The following is a 19,572-nucleotide window of genomic DNA, read 5'->3' on the forward strand; positions in this document are numbered from 1 at the left end:
ATGACTCGCGTTGCCCAAAAGGCAACGGACTTGCCGAATTAAAGCGCTTTCAAGTGATCGTGGCGCGTGCACAATCGCAAGCCTGAATAGCAGGCAAACGGCGCCGGGCTCTTTTGCAGGCCGCCGGCGCAATCAGCCGTTGGAGCCGAATGAAAGAATGGAGCTGAAGTCGCATTGGTGGTGGGATCTGAGCACGAAGGATTTCGCCGAGCTGGACGCGGAGAGGGTGGTTGCGATCCTGCCCGTCGGCGCCGTCGAGCAGCATGGGCCGCATCTGCCCGTCAGGGTCGATGCCGCCATCAATGCGGGCATCGTGGCCCGAACCGTTGGACTGATGCCGCCGGATCTGATGGCGCTGGTGTTGCCGATGATGCCGGTCGGCAAATCCGACGAGCACCTGGCATTTCCGGGCACGCTGACATTGTCGCACGAAACGCTCGGGCGCGTCTGGTACGAACTGGGCGAGTGCGTCCATCGCGCTGGCGTCCGCAAGATTCTGTTCCTGAATTCGCATGGCGGTCAGCCGCAGCTACTCGAGATCGTCTGCCGCGATCTGCGCGTCAAGCTCGGCATGTTCGCCGTCAGCGTGATGTGGCCGCGGCTGATCGATCTGGATGCGTTGTTTCCGCCCGAGGAAAATCGGCATGGCATTCATGGCGGTCAGAGCGAGACCAGTGTGATGCTGCATCTGCATCCCGAGCTCGTGGAGATGCATCACGCGGAGAACTTCGTCCCGCTGTCGGTCGAGATCGAACGCGAGTCGCAAATGCTCGGTCCGGAAGCTGGCGCCAGGTTCGGCTGGCAGGCGCAGGATCTGCATCCAAAGGGCGCCTGCGGCGACGCCACCAAGGCTACTGCCGAGCTTGGCCGGCTCGCCGTCGAGCGCTCTGCCGCGCGGCTTATCAAGCTGATCGAGGAGATCAGCCGCTATCCATTGTCGCGTATCGCGACCCACACGGCGTTCGATGGATCGCGGCGCGGATGACGATAAGGAGCTCTAACATATGGCATTCAGTGCCGTAGACCTTGCACAGGCGACAGCTTTCCGGATTTCACCGAAGGACACCAATTACTTCGTAATGCTGTTCGATCAGGAGACCGACCGGATCGACAACATTTTCGTCATCGAGATATTCAAGGTCGGTGGAGCGACGCCGCCGAACGAGCACAGCCGGGCGCACGAATTCTTCCACGTCCTGCACGGGGAGGGCGTCGCGTATTGCGACGGCAAGAGGCTGCCGATCAAGAAGGGCGACTCGCTGCTGCTGCATCCGGGCTCCGAGCACGTGATCGAGAACACCGGCGCCGGAAAGCTGTACACGCTCACGGTGATGACCCCGAACGAGGGCTTCGCCGAACTGATCCGTGGCGGCGAGCGCGTTGCGCTCGAGCCCGACGATATCTGCATCCTGCAGGGGCAATAGCCGATGAGTTCGGTGCCACGCCACACCGGCGAGGACGACGCGCTTTGGCCGCTCGGATCGAGCGCGCGCAATCGCTGGCGCGTGTCAGCGGCCCGCGCCGACCTGGTGCGCGATCCGATACCGCCAGAGCCGGTCACCCTGCAGGCAGACGGCAAGCTGATCACTGTCGATCTCGCTCGCACGGCGATGATCGTGATCGATATGCAGAACGACTTCTGCCATCCGAACGGCTGGCTCGCACATGTTGGCGTGGATGTCGCGCCGGCACGGCGGCCGATCGCGCCGCTACGTCGGCTGCTTCCCGTGCTGCGGGCTCATAGTGTACCGGTCATCTGGGTGAACTGGGGTAACCGACCAGATAGACTCAATCTCAGCCCGGCGCTTCTGCACGTTTATAATCCCGATGGCCGCAGCGTCGGTCTCGGCGATCCCTTGCCTGGCTCCGGCGCAAGGGTGCTCGAGCGCGGAAGCTGGTCGGCCGCGATCGTCGACGAGCTCAAGGTCGATCCGTCCGATATCCAGGTTGCCAAGTATCGGATGTCAGGTTTCCAGGACACCGAGCTTGAGAGTATCCTCCGCAATCTCGGCGTCACCACGGTGATGTTCGCCGGCGTCAATGCCGACCAGTGCGTGTTGTGTACCCTACAGGACGCCAACTTCCGCGGCTATGACTGCCTGCTGCTGGGAGATTGCGTGGCCACCACATCGCCGGACTATTGCCTCGCGGCGACCCTCTACAATGTGCGCCAATGCTTCGGCTTCGTCCTGAGCTCGCAGACGATCGTCGCGGGGCTCGGCGAAGGCGGGCAGCAAGCAGCGAAGATTATGCCATGAACGAGCTTTCGTCCGAAACCCTCGCACGGCTCATCGACGATTTGGGCGACGTTCCTGTCGTTACCGATCCCAAGGTCGTGCGCCGGCGCTCGCGCGATTTCTTCTGGTACAGCCCGGTGCTGAACGAGCAGTTGAACGGCATGTCGGCCGATCTCGTCGCCTCGCCGCGGGACGAAGCCGACGTCATCCGCGTTGCCGCCGCCTGCGCGCGGCATCGCGTGCCGATCACAGTGCGCGCGGGTGGCACCGGCAATTACGGCCAGGCTGTGCCGCTGCGCGGTGGCGTGCTGCTGGACGTTCTGGCGCTCGACAGTACCAAATGGGTCAAGCCCGGCCTGATCCGGGTCGGTGTCGGCGCGAAGCTAAACACGATAGATGCCGAGCTGCAGCCCCGCGGCTGGGAGCTGCGCATGCACCCCTCCACCAAGCGCACGGCGACGATCGGCGGCTTCGTGGCGGGCGGATCGGGCGGCATCGGCTCGGTCGTTCATGGCGGCCTGCGCGAGCCCGGCAATATCCTCGCCGCGCGCGTGGTCACGGTCGAGGAAGAGCCGCGCGTCATCGAGTTGCGTGGCGACGCGGCGCAGAAGATCAACCGCGCCTACGGCACCACCGGCATCATCACCGAACTCGAAATGCCGCTCGCGCCCGCCTGGCGATGGATCGATGTCGTCGTGGCGTTCGACGATTTCGTCGACGCTGCGGCGTTCGGCTACGAGGCCGCGCTGGCGGACGGGATCGTCAAGAAGCTGCTGTCGCCGATTACCGCTCCGTTGCCGTCCTATTTCGGTGCGCTGAAGCCGTACTGTCCCGACGGCAAGAGCATCCTGATCGCGATGATCGCAGAGCCCTCGCTCGAGAGTTTCAAGTCGCTGCTGGCCGGCCGCGGCACCATCACGCTGGAGACGCCGACCGACGAGAGCCCGGGCCAGGTGCCGCTCTACGAGTACACCTGGAACCACACCACGCTGCAGGTCCTGAAGACCGACCGTTCGGTCACCTATCTGCAATGCCTCTATCCGGATGATCGGCTGATGGAGAAGGTGGTCGAGATGCGCAAGTTGTTTCCAGACGAAGTGTTGCAGCATCTGGAGTTCATCCGCTTCGGCGGCCGCGTCACCTGCAGCGGGCTGCCCGTCGTGCGCTATACCAATGCAGACAGGCTGAACGAGATCATCAGCCTGCACGAGGCGCACGGCGTCCATATCGCCAATCCGCATGTCTTCACGGTGGAGGACGGCAGCCGCTATAAGCGCGCCGATGCCGATCAGCTCGGTTTCAAGCACGAGGTCGATCCGTACGGGCTGCTCAACCCCGGCAAAATGCGCAGCTTCGTGCCGGAGCGACCGTGAGATGCGGGTGCTCTATGTCTATTGCCATCCGCTGAGCGAAAGCTTTCACGCCGCGATCCGGAAAGAGGCGCTGGCCGGGCTGGCTGAAGCGGGGCACACCGTCGACCTGCTCGATCTCTACGCGGAGGGCTTCGATCCGGTGCTGACGGCCGAGCGCCGGCGCGACTATCACGACCCCGCGCGCAACCGCGCCAACAACCAGGCCTATGCCGACCGGCTGATGGCCGCGGACGCGCTGGTCGTGCAGTTCCCCACCTGGTCCTTCGGTCCGCCGGCGATGCTGAAGGGATGGTTCGACCGGATGTTCGGCCCCGGCATTGCGCTGGATCTGTCGGATCCGTCGCATGCCAAACCAATGCTGATGCATATCCGCCGTATCACCGGCATCTCGACCTATGGCCGCCCGCGCTGGCAGGCGATCGGCATGGCTGACCCGCCGCGGCGGATCATCAAGCGCTACCTGCGCTGGTTCACTGGCTCGAAAGCGTCGGTCAATTACTACGCGCTCTATCACATGAATGTCGCGACGGATGCACAGCGCGGCCGGTTCCTCGCCAAGATACGGCGTGAGATGGCGCGGTTTTAACCGCGCTCGGGCGCCGCGGCCATCGCCTCGATCTCGACGAAGAATTCCGGACGCGTGAAGCCGGACACGATCACCAGCGTTGAAGCCGGCGGGGTTCCCTGAAAGTGCCGGTCGCGTGAGCGCATATAGCCCTGCATATGCTCGCGGGCAGTCACGTAAGCATTGAGCCGAATGACATTTGCGAGCGTCATGCCGTCTTCGGCGAGGATGGCGGCGATACTGGCAAAGCACAGATCGGCCTGCTGCTCGCATTGCTCGGGGATCGTTTCATCGGCAGCGATGCCGAGCTGCCCCGAGGTCACGACGAGCCGGTGATTCGCCGGAACCGCGATGCCGTGGCTGTAGCGCGCAAAGGGCGCCCTGATCGAAGCTGGAGAAAGCGCACGCAACGTCACCCCCGACGACTGATATGAAAACGCAAAACGTAACGCCGATCGTCCGCCACTTCCACTACACACACTGGAAAAATTCGGATCGCTGCTGTTGCTTCAAAGGCAACGGATTGCTCGAATAAAAATGCTTTCAGGCGACAAGGCGGTGTGCATCCTTGGTGCTACTGGGGACGAATTGTCACCTTGCAATTCCGTTCCCGGATTGTGGGGCCGGGCGCAACGCCGGCCATAACGGGGAAGCCGCAATGGCCACCAAATTCCTGCCGCGAACGATCGCGGTGACCCTGGTCAGCGTCGGTGCGCTGCTCTGTTCAATGGCGTCGACGTTCGCTGCCGATAAGGTGACGTTCCTGACGAGCTGGTTCGCGCAGGCCGAACATGGCGGCTTCTATGAGGCAAAGGCGACTGGGCTGTACGAGAAGGCCGGCCTCGACGTGACCATCAAGATGGGTGGTCCGCAGGTCAACGGCTCGCAGCTCCTGCTCGCCGGCGAGACCGATTTCCTGATGGGCTACGACATCCAGGTGCTGAAGGGGCGGGAGCAGAACCTGCCGTTGGTCACAGTCGCCTCGTCCTTCCAGTTCGACCTGCAGGGGGTGATGACTCACGACGATGTCGCCAACATCGCGGCGCTCAAGGGCAGGCCGATCCTGATTGCAGGTTCCTCCCGCGTTACGTTCTGGCCTTGGCTCAAGGCCAAATACGGATTCACCGACGACCAGATCCGACCTTACACGTTCAACCTGCAGCCTTTCTTCGCCGACAAGAGCATGGCCCAGCAGGCCTATCCGTCCTCCGAGCCCTACCAGGCCGAGCAGCAGCACGAGAAGGTGAAGTTCTTCTTGCTCGCCGACGGCGGCTATCCGCCCTATGGTTCGACAATCGTCACCACCGAGAAGATGATCGCCGAGAAGCCCGACGTCGTAGCGCGCTTCGTCAAGGCCTCGCTCGAGGGCTGGCGCGACTATCTGAAGAATCCGGCGCCGGCCAATGCGCTGATCAAGGCCGACAACCCGAAGATGACTGACGGGCAGATCGCGTTCGCGATCGAGAAGCTGAAGGAGAACAAGGCGGTCGACGGCGGTGACGCCGCAAAGCGCGGCATCGGCGTGATCACGGAGGATCGCTACAAGCAGATCTACGACTTCCTGGTCGCGGGTGGTCTGCTCGATCCGAAGGTGAACTGGCACAAGGCCTACGATGATCGCTTCGTCAAGGACCTGAAGATCGGAGTGCAATAGCGGGCCGATGAACGCTCTCTTGCCGGGCACCCCGCTTGATGAAGGCGGACAGCGGATGGTGACGGGCGGCGAACGTCCGCCGGCGGTCGAAGTGTTGTCGGCCGAGAAAGTGTTCTCGAACGGCACGCGCGGACTGGCGCCGATCAATCTGTCGATCGCCGACGGCGAGTTCCTGACGCTGATCGGCCCATCCGGTTGCGGCAAGAGTACGCTGCTGAAACTGATCGCGAACCTGATCGAGCCATCGGACGGCCGGCTGTTGTGGTGGCGCGGAGATTTCTCGCAGGTCGGGCAGGAGGGCAGGCGGTTCGCCTTTGTCTTTCAGGAGCCGACCTTGATGCCCTGGGCGCGGGTCGAGGCCAATGTCCGGCTTCCGCTGGAGCTGTCCAACATTGCTAAGACCAAGGCGGGGCCGCGGGTGGCCGAGGCGCTCGAACGGGTGGGCCTGTCCGCTTTCAGCAGGCATTTCCCGCGCCAGCTCTCCGGCGGCATGAAGATGCGGGTCTCGATCGCGCGTGCGCTGGTGACGAAGCCAAATCTGCTGCTGATGGATGAGCCGTTCGGCGCACTGGATGAGTTCACGCGCAACAAGCTCGACGCCGACCTGATCCGCCTGTGGTGGGAAGGCAAGTTGACGACGGTGTTCGTCACCCACTCGATCTATGAAGCCGTGTTCCTGTCGACGCGTATCATCGTGATGGCGGCAAACCCCGGCCGCATCTTTCGCACCATGACCATCGACGAGCCGCAGCCGCGCGGCGATGGCTTTCGCGACAGCCCGAAATTTGCGGCGTATTGTCGGGAGCTTTCGACCTGGCTCGCGGAGGCGTCGCTGCCTTCCGCATCGGCAGGTGTCTCATGAAGCCGTTGCTGCAGTCGGAGGCTTTTGTGCGGATCGCCGCTCCGCTTGGGGTGGGGATCGCGCTGTTCGTATTGTGGGAGGTCGGTTTTCGGCTGGCCTCGGTGCCGGTCTATCTGTTTCCGAAGCCGAGCGACATCTTCACAAGCTTCGTCAACAATGGACCGTCGCTGTTCCGCGCATTGCTGGTCACGTTGCGCGTGACATTGCAGGCGTTTGCCGCGGCGGTCATCATCGGAACGCTGGTTGCGTTCATGTTCGTGCAAAGCCGCGCGATCGAGATCAGCCTGTTTCCCTATGCGGTGCTGCTGCAGGTGACGCCGGTCGTCGCGATCGCGCCGCTCATCATCATTCTCGTCAAGAACACGCAGCTCTCGCTTACGATCTGCGCCACGCTGGTGGCACTGTTTCCGATCATCTCCAACACCACGCTCGGCTTGCGCAGCGTCGATCCAGGGCTCGCCAATTATTTCCGGATGAACCGCGCGAGCCGGCTCAAGACCCTGGTCAAGCTGCGAATCCCCGGGGCCTTGCCCTATTTCTTTGGCGGCCTGCGGATTTCCAGCGGGCTCGCCTTGATCGGCGCCGTGGTCGCCGAATTCGTCGCCGGCACCGGCGGCCGCTCGTCGGGGCTTGCTTACGAAATCCTCGATGCCGGCTTCACGCTCGATATTCCCCGCATGTTCGCGGCGCTGTTCCTGATCACGCTGACCGGCGTTGCGCTGTTCGCCGCGATGGTGGTGCTCTCCAGGCTCGCTTTGTCGAACTGGCACGAAAGCGAAATAAGGACCGAGACATGACTGCGATGCTGATCGAGAACGCCGTCGGGATCTTCACCGGCTTGCCGGGTGCCGCGATGCGCGCGACGGGCGCCGTCCGCATCCGCGACGGCGTTATTGCCGAGATCGGCGCGCTCGAGCCGCAGCCGGATGAGCAGCGGATCGACGCGCGCGGTTGCGTCATCTATCCGGGCCTGATCTCCACCCATCATCACATGTTCCAGAGCGTGATGAAGGGCGTCACCGCCGGCATCAACCTTCCGCTCGCGGGCTGGCTGCGCGCGGCGCCTTACAGGCTCTGGTCGAAGCTTGACGAGGAGGCGCTGGCGGTCGCCGCAAGAATTGCGCTGTCCGAACTGCTGCTGTCGGGAACGACGACGGCCGCCGATCACCACTATCTCTTCAGCGACACCTTCAGGTTCGATCCCGCGCATGTGATCTTCGAGGTCGCGCGCAGCCTGGGCATCCGCCTGGTGTTCTGCCGCGGCGGCGCCACCAAGGACCGTCACATGAACGCTGACGACTTTCCGCCGATGCCGGTGGAAACGCTCGACTCCATGCTGAAGTCGGTCGAGGCCAGCGCGCAGCGCTTCCATGATCCGTCGCCAAGAAGCCTGACACGTGTTGCGCTGGCGCCGACCACGCCGACCTGGTCGCTCGACCCGGGCGAGTTGAAGGAAGTGATCGCGGCAGCGCGGCGGATGAAGCTCAGGCTGCACAGCCATCTCTCCGAGACCGCTGACTATGTCGATTTCTGCCTCTCGGTCCACGGCAAGCGACCGGTGGAATGGCTCGCCGACCACGACTGGCTCGGGCCCGACATCTGGTTTGCGCATCTCGTCCATCTCGATCCGGGGGAGGTCGAGATACTCGCAAGCACGGGTACCGGCATGGCGCATTGCCCGCAATCCAACTGCCGCCTCGGCTCCGGTGTCGCGCCGGCCGATCACATGGCGCGGCTCGGCGGCGCGGTGTCGCTCGGTGTCGACGGCGCGGCCTCCAACGAGGCGGCTGACATGATCAGCGAGATGCATAGCTGCTGGCACACCCATCGCGCCGTAAAGGGCGCGCATGCGGTGACAGCCGAAGACGTCGTGCACTGGGCAACGGCCGGCGGTGCCCGCGTTCTCGGTTTCCCCGAGATCGGCACGCTTGCGCCTGGACAGCAGGCCGACATCGCGATCTTCGACCTGAACCAGCCGCGGCACTTCGGCATGCACGATCCGCTGATCGCGCCGGTCACATGCGCCGGCAGCGTGCATTTGCGCTACCTTTTGGTCGGCGGTCGCATCGTGGTCGAGGACGGCGCTATTCCGGGCCTCGATATCGCAAAACTCAGATCCGATGCCCTCCGCGTGGTCGAGCGGATGGCGGCCTGACAGCGGAGGAAATCGTGCTTAGCACCAAACAACCGGTACTTCGCCGCTTCTGGTATGCGACCGTGCCGCTCGAGCATCTGAAGGATGGTCCAAGACCATTCACCCTGCTCGGTGAACCGATCGTGCTGTTCCTCGATGCAGAGGGACAGCCGGCGGCGCTTGAAGACCGCTGCTGTCATCGCACCGCGAAACTATCGAAGGGCTGGTGCAACAACGGCAACATCGTCTGCGGCTATCATGGTTGGGAGTATGATCGTGACGGCAAGCTCGTGATGATCCCGCAATTTCCGTTCGAGCAACCCGTACCCGACGCTAAGGCGCGCTCATTCCGGGCCCAGGCAAAATACGGCTATGTCTGGGTCGCGCTCGACGAACCATTGCGCGACATCCCGGAAATCCCCGAGGAGACCCGGCCGGGCTATCGCCGTATCCATCAATTCTACGAAAAATGGAACACAGCCGCGCTCAGGTTAATGGAAAACTCGTTCGATAACGCCCATTTCGCCTTCGTGCATAAGGGTACTTTCGGCGACATCAATCAGCCGAAGCCGGAGAAATACGAGATCGTCGAGACCGACGACGGTTTCGACGCCGAGACCATCATCACCGTCCGCAATCCGCCGAATGCGTATCGGATCAGCGGCACGACCGATCCGAGCACGAAGCGGCACCAGCGCAACAAATGGTTCATGCCGTTCTGTCGGCGGCTCGACATGGAGTATCCATCGGGCATCCGGCATATTATCTTTAATTGCGCGACGCCGATCTCCGACGGCCAAATACAGGTCATTCAGATCCTCTTCCGTAACGATACCGAGACCGACTGCTCAACCCAGGAATTGATCGACTGGGACGCCGCGATCATCGCCGAGGACCGCGACATGCTCGAATCGACCGATCCTGATGCCATCGTGGACATGAGCCGGAAGATCGAGATGCACATGCCGTCGGACCGGCCAGGCATGATCATGCGCAAGCGACTACTTGAACTCCTCCGCGCGCATGATGAGGAGGAGCAGCCTAAGACCCAACTGTCTTAGAGCAAGACTCGGAAGGCACGGGTATTTACCGCTGTCCGTGCATGACATAAGTGCCGGGCTCCCCATCGCTACGACGGGCTTAAACTAGCGGCCAGCCCGTGTTTGTCAGGCGTCAGCAGCGACCTTCAGGGCCTCGGTGCGTATCTCTTCCACGAGCCGTTCCTTCAGTCTGATGAATTCGGGCGTGGTTTTGATTTTGTAGGAACGCGGGTGGGGCAGGTCGATCGCAATCGCTGCCTTGATGCGGCCGGGACGCGCGCTCATGACGATGACTCGACTGCCGAGAAAGATCGCCTCCTCGATATCGTGCGTGACAAACAGCACGGTCTTCTGGTCGCGTTCCCAAATCGCAAGCAGCATCTCCTGCATCAGCGCCCGGGTCTGGTTGTCCAGGGCGCCGAACGGCTCATCCAGCAACAGGATCTTCGGATCGTTGGCGAGGGCACGTGCGATCGCCGTGCGCTGTTGCATGCCGCCGGAGAGCTGTTTCGGCCAATGATTTTCAAAGCCCGACAGTCCGACTCGGTGGATGAAACCGTCCGCGATCTTGTACCGTTCCGCTTGAGAAATTCCGCGCTCGCGCAGGCCGAATGCGATGTTCTCCCGCACCGTCAGCCAGGGAAAGAGCGTATAGGACTGGAACACCATGCCGCGATCCGCGCCAGGTCCGGTGACCTCGCACCCGTCGAGCATGACGCGCCCGCTGGTCGGCCGATCGAGCCCGGCGATGATGCGGAGCAGGGTGGACTTTCCGCAGCCCGAGGGACCAAGGATGGTGACAAAATCATTGTCGCCGACACTGAGATCGGTCGGTTCGAGAGCCCGCGTCGGCGCATGGCCCGGGCGCGCAGGAAAGATACGTGAAACCTGATCGATCTTCAGCGCGGTCATGCCAATTTCCAGGGAAACAGCCATGCGTTGAAGGCCTTGAAGAGGAAATCGGAGATCAGGCCGATGAGCCCGATAACGATGATGCCGAAGATGATCTGGCCTGTGTTGAGCAAGGCCTGGCTGTCCGTAATCATGTGGCCGATCCCTGACGAGGACCCGATGAGTTCGGCGACGATGACATAGGTCCATGCCCACCCTAGAACCAATCGAAGAATTTCCGCGATCTCGGGAGCGGATGAGGGCAGCAGCACGCGGCGGATGATGCCGCCGTCGCCGGCTCCCAGCGTGTACGCCGCTTCGACCAGATCGCGTCTCGTGCTGCCCACGGTCACGGCGATCATCAGGATGATCTGGAACACCGAGCCGATGAAAATCACCATGAGCTTCTGCAGTTCGCCGATGCCGGCCCACAGGATCAAAAGGGGAATGAAGGCAGAGGCTGGGAGATAACGCGCGAACGAAACGAACGGCTCGAGAAAGGCTTCAATCGGCTTGTAAGCGCCCATGAGAACACCTAGCGGCACGGCAACGAGAGCCGCCAGCACGAAGCCACCGACAACACGCCAGATCGTCATGCCGATATCAAACAGAAATCCATGCCTGGTGAGCAGCTCGAAGCCTTCCTGCACCATGATCAGTGGGTTGGCGAGAAATGTCTTCGAAACATAGCCGCCGAAGGTCGCCCAGGCCCACAGGGCAACGAACAGCACGAAGGATGCCAGGCCATAGGCCACGCGTTGCTTCGACGTTACAGGACTTAGAGGACGCATCACGGCGGTATTTCCAGGCGACGTGTCGATCCTGCGCCAGTTTTGCTCCACAAGCGACGAAGCGGAACTGGCGCGGGCGCGCAGCGGTTCTATTTGATGAAGCTCGCGTCAAAAAGATCTTCGATCTTCGGGGCAGACTTGATGATGCCGATCTCGAGCAGCAGGTCTGCCGCCTCTTTGTTGAAGGTCAGGAACTCGCCCGTGAAGAATTTCTGGTTCGCTGCTTTGTCCTGCCAGCGCAGATATTTTGCCGAGTTGCCGAACTGCTCGCCCGATTGTTTCACGTCGGCCCCCATGATCTCGTACGCCTTCGCTTGATCCCTTGCGATCATGTCGAGGGCTTCGAAATAGCTGTCGGCCAGGGCCTGTGCGGCTTTCGGATTGTCGGTCAGGAATTTCGGTGTGCAGCCGAACGTGTCCATCACCATCGGGTAGTCGAGCGTGGTGGCGATGATCTTGCCCTTATCCGGCGCGGCACGCACCGTCGAGAGGTAGGGTTCATAGGTCATTGCCGCATCGTTCTGGCCGGAAACGAACGCCTGTGCCGCCGCGGCTGGCTCCAGATTCACGATCGTGACGTCCTTGACCGAGAGGCCGTTCTTTCGAAGCATCCAAGCCAGTGCGAAGTAGGGTGAGGTGCCCGGCGCGGACGCCGCGACTGTCTTGCCTTTCAGATCCTTGATCGAGGCAATGTCGTTGCGCACGGCCATGCCGTCGGCGCCAAAGCTCTTGTCAAGCTGAAAGATCTGCTTGGTCGCGACGCCGTTCGCATTCCAGGAGATCCAGGTCTCGACTGTGGTCGCCGCACATTGAATGTCTCCGGACGCGATGGCGAGATGCCGATCCTTCTGCGGAATTTTCCTCAGCGTGACGTCGAGCCCGTTTTTCTTGAAAATGCCGGCCTGGCTTGCAAGCGTGAGCGGCGCAAAGCCGGTCCATCCCGAGATGCCGATGCCGACCTTCACATCGTCGGCAACCGCCGGTGCGGATACCAGCAGGGCAAAAACTGCTGTGAATGCTCTTAAACTACGCATGATGCTCTTCCCTCCTGCCGTACTATGGATTGCGTCCCGTTGGTTGCTTCACGTCCGCTGCGACGAGCTCCCGCACCAGTCACGTGTGCATCGCGTTGCATGAATTGTGCCGTGCCGGACATTCTTTCAGCCGCCCTTGAAACGGGCTACCAGCCGATGGGTATCCCCCGGATAGAGCAGGCGCACGGCGGTGACCGTTCGTGCGCTGCGCCATGTGTATCGATCGATCACTAAGCAGGGCGCGCCGACGGCAATGTCCAGTTCGGCTGCAGTGCCCTTATCGGCCACCGTGGCGCTGATGGTGTGCTCGGCTTCGGTCCAAGGAACATGGTGCAACAGCCATGAGCCGGGTGGCTCGGTCGTAAAGTCCGCCGCGGCGGCTTCCGGCACTGTGTCGAGATCGATCAGCCTGTCTTCAATGGCAAACGGCACGTCGTCGGCGCTGTGACGACAAGCGATCGCGATCACCTTGCCGGTCCTACGAACGCCAAGACGCGCGCGATCGGCGGCGTTCGCGGCGCGGCGGGAGCAATGGATAAGCTGATAAGCATAGCTGCGGCCAAGCGCGGTAATCTCCGCGCGAATGTCGGCGATCTTGAGCACCGCCGACAGATGCTGCGGGCGACGTACAAATGTGCCGGCCCGCCGTCTTCGCTCGATCAGATCGGCTTGCGCCAATTCCGACAGCGCCTTGTTCACGGTCATTCGCGAGCAGCGATAACGCGCCATCAGCTCGTGCTCGAAGGGAATGCGATGACCCGGAGGCCATTCACCAGTCAGGATCCGACGTTCTATATCGTGTCGGATCTGCCTGTAGAGTGTTAGCTTGTCCGCGGCCGGAAGCTCGTTGTCGTGAGCGTGGAGACTCATGCCAGAAGCCTCCGAACGGTCGCGTTGAACTGCGCGCGCGCTCGCTCGCGGAGCCGATGACGTCCGCCCTCGACGAGCTTGTTTCCTCCTGCCCAGACACAATCGATGGCTCCGCCGCCGGTCGCAAAAATCCAGCCGTCGAGGATGGCATCGCCGCGGCGTCCGGCCAGAGATGGATGCGTGATGTCGAGGGTCACGATATCGGCGCGCGCGCCTCGTTCTATTCCCGCGCCGGTCTGCGCCAGCGCCTGCGCACCGCCCGCGAGCGCGCTCTCGAATAACGCACGGCCAGTCGAGTTGCCGAGTCTGCCGGAGAGCACATTGCGTTCGCGGTGCTTCAGGCGCTGACCATATTCGAGCTGGCGCAATTCATCGGTAACGCCAACCAGGACATTGGAATCGGTGCCGACGCCGAACCGGCCCCCGGAATCGACAAATTCGCGCGCGGGGAAAATGCCGTCGCCGAGGCTCGCTTCGGTCACCGGGCAGAGGCCGGCGACTGCGCCGATACTCGCGAGCGAGGCGACTTCCGTCGGCGATGTGTGGGTCGCATGGATCAGGCACCAGCGTCGATCGACGGGCGCGTGGTCAAGCAGCCATTCGACCGGCCGCTGGCCCGACCAGGCAACACAATCCTCGACCTCCCTGACTTGCTCGGCGGCGTGGATATGGATCGGCGCGCCTTGGGCCATCGGCACAATCGCAGATAGTTCGGTTGGGGTCACGGCGCGCAGGCTGTGCGGGGCAATGCCGACATTAGCTCCGGGTAACGTACTGACCGCCTTGCGCGTGGCGTCAAGCAGCGTAGCAAACTGGTCGATTGAACAGATGAATCGGCGCTGGCCTGCATGCGGCGCGGCGCCGCCAAAGGCGCTGTGCGCATAGAAACTCGGCAAGAGCGTGAGGCCGATGCCTGCGCCCTCGGCAGCCTGAGCAATTCGTGTCGCCATCTCGGAGAGGTCGGCATAGGGCGTGCCGTCACGATCATGATGAAGATAGTGGAACTCGCCGACCCGCGTATAGCCCTGCTCGAGCATCTCGACATAAAGCAGGGTCGCGACGCTCTCGACGTCTTCCGGAGTCATTTCGAGCGCAAAGCGATACATCGTCTCACGCCATGTCCAGAAGGTATCCGACGTGTTGCCACGCGTCTCGGCAAGCCCCGCCATGGCGCGCTGGAACGCGTGACTGTGCAGGCTCGCTATCCCCGGAACTGCCAGCCGATGCTGCTCATCCCGCGCTCCCGGCGCCACGCCGACCGCAATCTTGGCGACGAGCCCATCCGTGATGACCACCTGCACGTCATCGGCCCAGCCCGACGGCAGCAGCGCGGATGCGAAGTGCAGATTTGTCATGTTTCGTGCCGGCTGGACAGAGCGTCAACACGATTATATGTCTAGACATATATGTCAAGCTTCCGGCACCCGGGGGAAGGCACATGGCAGAACGCTACGATCGTATCTGGCACAATGCGCGGCTCGCCACGATGCGCGAGGATCTGCCGGATCTCGGCGTCATCGAGCACGGCCTGATCGCGGCTCGCGATGGCCGGATCGTCTATGCCGGCACGCAATCCGATTTCCCGCGTGATGCCGACGCGACCGAGCGGATCGACTGCGCCGGTCGATGGATCACGCCGGGGTTGGTGGATTGTCACACCCACCTCGTTTTCGGCGGCAACCGCGCCCACGAATTCGAATTGCGGCTTAAGGGCGCAAGCTATGAAGAGATCGCGCGTGCCGGCGGCGGCATCGTGTCCACCGTGGCGGCGACTCGCAACGCGAGCGAGGCCGAGCTTGTCGCCGGTGCGCTGCCGAGGCTCGACGCGCTGATCCGCGAGGGTGTCACGACGATCGAAATCAAGTCCGGCTACGGCCTCAACACCGAGACCGAGATGCGGCAGCTTTTGGCCGCGCGTGCGCTTGGCCGTGTCCGACCGATCGCGGTCCGGACGTCTTTTCTTGGTGCACATGCACTTCCGCCGGAAGCTTCCGGCGACAAGGATCGTTACATCGATCTCGTGTGCCAGGAAATGCTGCCTGCGGTGGCGGAGGCGGGGCTTGCAGACGCCGTGGATGCTTTCATGGAAGGCATCGCGTTCTCGCGCGATCAAACGGCGCGCGTCTTCGAGGCGGCCAAAGCCCTGGGTTTGCCGATCAAGCTTCACGCCGATCAATTGTCGAATCTCGGCGGTGCATCGCTTGCGGCCGAGTATTCAGCTATGTCCGCCGATCATCTGGAGCATGCCGATGAGGCCGGCGCTCAAGCGATGGCGGCGGCGGGCACGGTCGCGGTCCTGTTGCCAGGGGCCTTCTATTTCATTCGCGAGACAACGAAACCACCAATCGAGCATTTCCGTGCCCACGGAGTCAAAATGGCCTTGGCGACCGATTGCAATCCCGGCAGCTCGCCGCTGACGTCGCTCCTGCTCACGATGAACATGGGTGCGACGCTGTTCCGGATGACCGTTGCCGAATGTCTTGCCGGCGTGACGCGGGAGGGAGCGCGCGCGCTGCACCTCCTGGGTGAAACGGGCACGCTCGAGGCTGGCAAATGGTGTGATCTCGCGATCTGGGACATCGAACGGCCTGCCGAGCTCGTCTACCGGATCGGCTTTAACCCGCTGCATGGCCGGGTCTGGAGGGGGCAATGAGCGATCCTGCTGCGCCGATCGTCGTTACGCCCGGAAAGGTCACGCTCGATGATTGCGCAGAGGTGCTCGCAGGTTCCGCAGTCGTGCTCGAGCCATCGTTCTGGGCGCGGGTCGAAGCAGCGTCCGCTATTGTTGCGCGGGCCGCTCGCGCGGACGTGCCGGCGTACGGCATCAACACCGGATTTGGAAAACTGGCATCGACACGCATTGCGCCCGATCAGACGGCGCTGCTTCAGCGCAATCTCATCGTCTCTCATTGCTGCGGGGTAGGGCGACCCACGTCCGAGCCGATCGTTCGTCTGATGATGGCCTTGAAGATCGTCTCGCTCGGGCGAGGTGCTTCGGGCGTGCGCCGCGAGGTCATCGAACAATTGCAGATGATGCTGGCACGCAGCGTTTGTCCGCTGGTGCCGCAGCAGGGTTCGGTCGGCGCATCCGGCGATCTGGCGCCACTTGCGCATATGACGGCCGTCATGATCGGGGAGGGGCAGGCGATCCTCGATGGACGGCTTGTTCCGGGCCGCGACGCGCTCGCCGCCGCCGGTCTTGCGCCGCTGACGCTCGGGCCGAAGGAGGGGCTCGCCCTCATCAACGGCACCCAGTTCTCGACGGCTTACGCCATCTCCGGCGTGCTGCGCGCCCATCGCCTCGCCTGCGCGGCTTTGGTGACAGGCGCTCTTTCGGTCGATGCCGCCATGGCCTCGACCGCGCCGTTCCGGCCGGAGGTGCAGCAGTTGCGCGGACATGCCGGCCAAACTGCTGCCGGCGCCGCCCTGACGGCGCTGCTTGCCGGCAGCGACATTCGCCAGTCGCATCTCGAGGGCGATGAGCGGGTGCAGGATCCCTATTGTCTGCGCTGTCAGCCGCAGGTTGCTGGCGCCGCGCTCGACTTGCTTACGCAAGCGGCGCGAACGTTGCAGATCGAGGCCAATGCCGTCACCGACAATCCGTTGGTATTGGTCGAGACTGGCGAGATCGTCTCGGGCGGCAACTTCCACGCCGAACCGGTGGCCTTTGCCGCGGACCAAATTGCGCTCGCGCTTTCGGAGATCGGCGCGATCAGCGAACGGCGAATTGCGACGCTGGTCGATCCCGCGCTGAATTTCGGCTTGCCGCCGTTCCTCACGCCGGAGCCGGGTATCAACTCCGGCTTCATGATCGCCGAAGTGACGGCGGCCGCGCTCTATGCCGAGAACAAGCAGCGTGCGTCGGCCTGCTCGATCGACTCAACCCCCACCAGCGCCAATCAGGAAGATCACGTCTCGATGGCTGCGCACGCCGCGCGCCGGCTGTCCGATATGGCGGACAATTTGGCGACGATCTTAGGTATCGAGCTCTCGGTCGCAGCGCAAGGCATCACGCTTCGCACGCCGCATTCGACCAGTGCCCCGCTCGCAGCGGTCATTGCTGAATTGCGCGCGCATGTGCCGGCTTTGAGCGCTGATCGTTACATGGCCGATGATCTTGCGAAGGCGACCGCGCTGGTCGAATCCGGTGCGTTGCCGGCTGCGGCGCTCTCCGCGCTGCCCGACATCCCGTTCCCGATCCTTGTTTCGAATCTTGCCGATAAGGGCGATCTGTCATGAATCGTCGAGTAGACAACGACCGTACGATCCGCGCCCCCCGGGGCGGCGAGATCAGTGCCAAGAGCTGGTTGACGGAGGCACCGCTCCGCATGCTCATGAACAATCTCGATCCGGAAGTCGCGGAACGTCCAAGCGAACTCGTCGTCTACGGCGGAATCGGTCGTGCCGCGCGCGACTGGGATAGCTTCGACCGGATCGTCACCTCCTTGCGCAAGCTGGAAGCCGACCAGACCTTGCTGGTTCAGTCGGGCAAGCCGGTCGGGATCTTCCGCACGCATCCGGACGCGCCGCGCGTTCTGATCGCGAACTCGAACCTGGTGCCGCATTGGGCGACGCTCGATCACTTCAACGCGCTCGACCGGCAAGGCCTGATGATGTTCGGGCAAATGACGGCCGGGTCCTGGATCTATATCGGCAGCCAGGGCATCGTGCAGGGAACCTATGAGACGTTTGTCGAGGTCGGACGACGACACTACGGCGGCAGTCTTGCAGGCAAGTGGATCCTTACGGCGGGGCTCGGCGGCATGGGCGGCGCGCAGCCGCTCGCCGCGACCATGGCGGGCGCCTCGCTGCTGGCGATCGAATGCCAGCCGAGCCGCATCGAGATGCGGCTGCGCACGGGTTATCTCGATCGACAGGCGAGCACGCTCGATGAGGCGCTGGCGATCGTGGCGGAAAGTGCGCAGAGCAAGAAGCCTTTGTCGGTCGGCCTGCTCGGCAATGCGGCCGAGATTTTTCCGGAACTGGTGCGGCGTGGTGTGAGGCCCGACATCGTCACCGACCAGACCAGCGCGCACGATCCCATCAATGGCTACCTGCCCAAGGGATGGTCGCTTGCCGAGTGGGAGACAAGACGCTCCAGCGATCCGAAAGCGGTCGAAACCGCGGCCAAGACGTCCATGGTCGACCACGTCAGGGCTATGCTGGATTTCCATGCCCAAGGCATTCCCACGCTCGACTACGGCAACAACATTCGGCAGATGGCGAAGGATATGGGACTTAAGAACGCATTCGATTTTCCCGGCTTCGTCCCTGCCTATATCCGTCCGCTGTTTTGCCGGGGCGTTGGGCCGTTTCGGTGGGCCGCGCTGTCAGGCGATCCGGATGACATCTTCAGGACGGATGCCAAGGTCAAGGAGCTGCTGCCCGACGATAAACACCTGCACAACTGGCTCGATATGGCGAGAGCCCGGATCAAGTTTCAGGGGCTGCCGGCGCGGATTTGCTGGGTAGGTCTCGGCGACCGCCACCGGCTGGGTCTCGCCTTCAACGAGATGGTGGCGCGCGGCGAACTGAAGGCGCCGATCGTGATCGGCCGCGACCATCTCGACAGCGGCTCGGTTGCGAGTCCGAACCGCGAAACGGAAGCTATGCGCGACGGTTCCGATGCGGTGTCAGACTGGCCGCTGCTCAATGCGCTTCTGAATTGTGCCAGCGGCGCGACATGGGTCTCACTGCATCACGGCGGGGGCGTCGGCATCGGTTATTCGCAACACGCCGGAATGGTGATTGTTGCAGACGGAACCCCGCAGGCCGCCCGCCGCATTGAACGCGTGCTCTGGAACGATCCGGCGAGCGGCGTCATGCGGCACGCGGACGCGGGCTATGAGAGCGCGATTGCATGTGCCCGCTCGAATGGGCTCGATCTGCCGAGCGTGACGCCATAAGGGCATCATTGGTGCTGACTGAACAGTCAGCGCGACCGCAGCCGTCGTGCACCTCACGCTAGGTGGCAAATCCGCTTGCCTGCGCCGTAGGCGAACCGCTCACCAAGAGGCAGTATCTCGTTCAGGCTCATCGCAGCCGAGACGTATCTGCTGTCAAATCGGTCAAAATCCACACGTGGATAGTCAGAAATAGCTCGAAAAGCGCATGGCACGCC

General features: G+C 62.8%; 19 protein-coding genes. 13 read left to right on the forward strand and 6 right to left on the reverse strand.

All coding sequences use genetic code 11. The features are described from left to right. Positions 1-157: 157 nt before the first annotated feature. Genes AC5ZG1_RS18305 through AC5ZG1_RS18325 form a run of 5 tightly spaced genes read left to right on the forward strand, consistent with a single transcriptional unit; the run spans position 158 to position 4,196 of the window. Positions 158-985 (forward strand): creatininase family protein, encoded by an 828-nt coding sequence (locus AC5ZG1_RS18305; protein WP_456641285.1) that lies wholly within the window; start codon positions 158-160, stop codon positions 983-985. Between the two features lie 19 nt (positions 986-1,004). Continuing rightward, positions 1,005-1,424: a cupin domain-containing protein gene (locus tag AC5ZG1_RS18310; RefSeq protein ID WP_456641284.1), complete on the forward strand. Its 420-nt coding sequence runs from the start codon at positions 1,005-1,007 to the stop codon at positions 1,422-1,424. Positions 1,425-1,427: 3 nt separating this feature from the next. Continuing rightward, on the forward strand, positions 1,428-2,258 hold the full coding sequence (locus AC5ZG1_RS18315) for a cysteine hydrolase family protein (protein ID WP_456641283.1): 831 nt from the start codon (positions 1,428-1,430) through the stop codon (positions 2,256-2,258). Continuing rightward, on the forward strand, positions 2,255-3,610 hold the full coding sequence (locus tag AC5ZG1_RS18320) for an FAD-binding oxidoreductase (RefSeq protein WP_456641282.1): 1,356 nt from the start codon (positions 2,255-2,257) through the stop codon (positions 3,608-3,610). The genes AC5ZG1_RS18315 and AC5ZG1_RS18320 overlap by 4 nt, the downstream gene beginning before the upstream one ends. 1 nt (position 3,611) lies before the next feature. Then, a complete protein-coding gene (locus AC5ZG1_RS18325) occupies positions 3,612-4,196 on the forward strand; it encodes an NAD(P)H-dependent oxidoreductase (protein WP_456641281.1) in 585 nt (194 codons plus the stop codon). Here AC5ZG1_RS18325 and AC5ZG1_RS18330 read toward each other — a convergent pair. Further along, positions 4,193-4,591 (reverse strand): RidA family protein, encoded by a 399-nt coding sequence (locus AC5ZG1_RS18330; protein ID WP_456641280.1) that lies wholly within the window; start codon positions 4,589-4,591, stop codon positions 4,193-4,195. The genes AC5ZG1_RS18325 and AC5ZG1_RS18330 overlap by 4 nt on opposite strands. Positions 4,592-4,833: 242 nt before the next feature. Here AC5ZG1_RS18330 and AC5ZG1_RS18335 point away from each other — a divergent pair, with 242 nt between their 5' ends. Genes AC5ZG1_RS18335 through AC5ZG1_RS18355 form a run of 5 tightly spaced genes read left to right on the forward strand, consistent with a single transcriptional unit; the run spans position 4,834 to position 9,886 of the window. After that, the gene (locus AC5ZG1_RS18335) at positions 4,834-5,829 is read left to right on the forward strand and encodes an ABC transporter substrate-binding protein (RefSeq protein WP_496133678.1); all 996 of its coding nucleotides are present in this window, start codon (positions 4,834-4,836) and stop codon (positions 5,827-5,829) included. 55 nt (positions 5,830-5,884) lie between these two features. Next, a complete protein-coding gene (locus AC5ZG1_RS18340) occupies positions 5,885-6,691 on the forward strand; it encodes an ABC transporter ATP-binding protein (RefSeq protein ID WP_456641328.1) in 807 nt (268 codons plus the stop codon). Continuing rightward, entirely contained in the window at positions 6,688-7,488 is an 801-nt protein-coding gene (locus AC5ZG1_RS18345; RefSeq protein ID WP_456641278.1) for an ABC transporter permease, read from the forward strand. Before AC5ZG1_RS18340 ends, AC5ZG1_RS18345 begins: the two co-directional genes overlap by 4 nt. After that, a complete protein-coding gene (locus tag AC5ZG1_RS18350; protein ID WP_496133679.1) occupies positions 7,485-8,846 on the forward strand; it encodes an amidohydrolase family protein in 1,362 nt (453 codons plus the stop codon). The genes AC5ZG1_RS18345 and AC5ZG1_RS18350 overlap by 4 nt, the downstream gene beginning before the upstream one ends. 14 nt (positions 8,847-8,860) lie before the next feature. After that, positions 8,861-9,886, forward strand: a complete 1,026-nt coding sequence (locus AC5ZG1_RS18355; RefSeq protein ID WP_456641276.1) for an aromatic ring-hydroxylating dioxygenase subunit alpha — start codon at positions 8,861-8,863, stop codon at positions 9,884-9,886. A gap of 105 nt (positions 9,887-9,991) precedes the next feature. On the opposite strand, the gene AC5ZG1_RS18360 is transcribed toward AC5ZG1_RS18355, so the two are convergent. The 5 genes from AC5ZG1_RS18360 to AC5ZG1_RS18380 form a co-directional block, all read right to left on the reverse strand. Continuing rightward, on the reverse strand, positions 9,992-10,777 hold the full coding sequence (locus AC5ZG1_RS18360; RefSeq protein ID WP_496133680.1) for an ABC transporter ATP-binding protein: 786 nt from the start codon (positions 10,775-10,777) through the stop codon (positions 9,992-9,994). Next, positions 10,774-11,547: an ABC transporter permease gene (locus AC5ZG1_RS18365; RefSeq protein ID WP_496133739.1), complete on the reverse strand. Its 774-nt coding sequence runs from the start codon at positions 11,545-11,547 to the stop codon at positions 10,774-10,776. The genes AC5ZG1_RS18360 and AC5ZG1_RS18365 overlap by 4 nt, the downstream gene beginning before the upstream one ends. Positions 11,548-11,636: 89 nt before the next feature. After that, a complete protein-coding gene (locus AC5ZG1_RS18370; protein ID WP_456641274.1) occupies positions 11,637-12,581 on the reverse strand; it encodes an ABC transporter substrate-binding protein in 945 nt (314 codons plus the stop codon). Between the two features lie 126 nt (positions 12,582-12,707). Further along, positions 12,708-13,451 (reverse strand): histidine utilization transcriptional repressor HutC, encoded by a 744-nt coding sequence (hutC, locus tag AC5ZG1_RS18375; protein WP_456641273.1) that lies wholly within the window; start codon positions 13,449-13,451, stop codon positions 12,708-12,710. Beyond that, entirely contained in the window at positions 13,448-14,806 is a 1,359-nt protein-coding gene (locus AC5ZG1_RS18380) for a formimidoylglutamate deiminase (protein ID WP_496133681.1), read from the reverse strand. Before AC5ZG1_RS18380 ends, hutC begins: the two co-directional genes overlap by 4 nt. A gap of 83 nt (positions 14,807-14,889) precedes the next feature. Here AC5ZG1_RS18380 and hutI point away from each other — a divergent pair, with 83 nt between their 5' ends. Genes hutI through hutU form a run of 3 tightly spaced genes read left to right on the forward strand, consistent with a single transcriptional unit; the run spans position 14,890 to position 19,357 of the window. Further along, positions 14,890-16,104, forward strand: coding sequence for an imidazolonepropionase (hutI, locus tag AC5ZG1_RS18385; protein ID WP_456641271.1), 1,215 nt, complete (start codon positions 14,890-14,892; stop codon positions 16,102-16,104). Next, positions 16,101-17,690 carry a histidine ammonia-lyase gene (gene hutH / locus AC5ZG1_RS18390; protein ID WP_456641270.1) on the forward strand — a complete coding sequence of 530 codons (1,590 nt, stop codon included), beginning with the start codon at positions 16,101-16,103 and terminating at the stop codon, positions 17,688-17,690. Before hutI ends, hutH begins: the two co-directional genes overlap by 4 nt. After that, positions 17,687-19,357, forward strand: a complete 1,671-nt coding sequence (gene hutU, locus AC5ZG1_RS18395; protein WP_496133682.1) for a urocanate hydratase — start codon at positions 17,687-17,689, stop codon at positions 19,355-19,357. Before hutH ends, hutU begins: the two co-directional genes overlap by 4 nt. Positions 19,358-19,572 lie beyond the last annotated feature (215 nt).

The organism is Bradyrhizobium sp. Leo78 (assembly GCF_059512425.1).

Bases quoted from the DNA above. Each gene is read 5' to 3' on its own strand.
- AC5ZG1_RS18305 (WP_456641285.1), top strand. From the start codon at position 158: ATGGAGCTGAAGTCGCATTGGTGGTGGGATCTGAGCACGAAGGATTTC.
- AC5ZG1_RS18310 (WP_456641284.1), top strand. From the start codon at position 1,005: ATGGCATTCAGTGCCGTAGACCTTGCACAGGCGACAGCTTTCCGGATT.
- AC5ZG1_RS18315 (WP_456641283.1), top strand. From the start codon at position 1,428: ATGAGTTCGGTGCCACGCCACACCGGCGAGGACGACGCGCTTTGGCCG.
- AC5ZG1_RS18320 (WP_456641282.1), top strand. From the start codon at position 2,255: ATGAACGAGCTTTCGTCCGAAACCCTCGCACGGCTCATCGACGATTTG.
- AC5ZG1_RS18325 (WP_456641281.1), top strand. From the start codon at position 3,612: ATGCGGGTGCTCTATGTCTATTGCCATCCGCTGAGCGAAAGCTTTCAC.
- AC5ZG1_RS18335 (WP_496133678.1), top strand. From the start codon at position 4,834: ATGGCCACCAAATTCCTGCCGCGAACGATCGCGGTGACCCTGGTCAGC.
- AC5ZG1_RS18340 (WP_456641328.1), top strand. From the start codon at position 5,885: ATGGTGACGGGCGGCGAACGTCCGCCGGCGGTCGAAGTGTTGTCGGCC.
- AC5ZG1_RS18345 (WP_456641278.1), top strand. From the start codon at position 6,688: ATGAAGCCGTTGCTGCAGTCGGAGGCTTTTGTGCGGATCGCCGCTCCG.
- AC5ZG1_RS18350 (WP_496133679.1), top strand. From the start codon at position 7,485: ATGACTGCGATGCTGATCGAGAACGCCGTCGGGATCTTCACCGGCTTG.
- AC5ZG1_RS18360 (WP_496133680.1), bottom strand. From the start codon at position 10,777: ATGACCGCGCTGAAGATCGATCAGGTTTCACGTATCTTTCCTGCGCGC.
- AC5ZG1_RS18365 (WP_496133739.1), bottom strand. From the start codon at position 11,547: ATGCGTCCTCTAAGTCCTGTAACGTCGAAGCAACGCGTGGCCTATGGC.
- AC5ZG1_RS18370 (WP_456641274.1), bottom strand. From the start codon at position 12,581: ATGCGTAGTTTAAGAGCATTCACAGCAGTTTTTGCCCTGCTGGTATCC.
- hutC (WP_456641273.1), bottom strand. From the start codon at position 13,451: ATGAGTCTCCACGCTCACGACAACGAGCTTCCGGCCGCGGACAAGCTA.
- AC5ZG1_RS18380 (WP_496133681.1), bottom strand. From the start codon at position 14,806: ATGACAAATCTGCACTTCGCATCCGCGCTGCTGCCGTCGGGCTGGGCC.
- hutI (WP_456641271.1), top strand. From the start codon at position 14,890: ATGGCAGAACGCTACGATCGTATCTGGCACAATGCGCGGCTCGCCACG.
- hutH (WP_456641270.1), top strand. From the start codon at position 16,101: ATGAGCGATCCTGCTGCGCCGATCGTCGTTACGCCCGGAAAGGTCACG.
- hutU (WP_496133682.1), top strand. From the start codon at position 17,687: ATGAATCGTCGAGTAGACAACGACCGTACGATCCGCGCCCCCCGGGGC.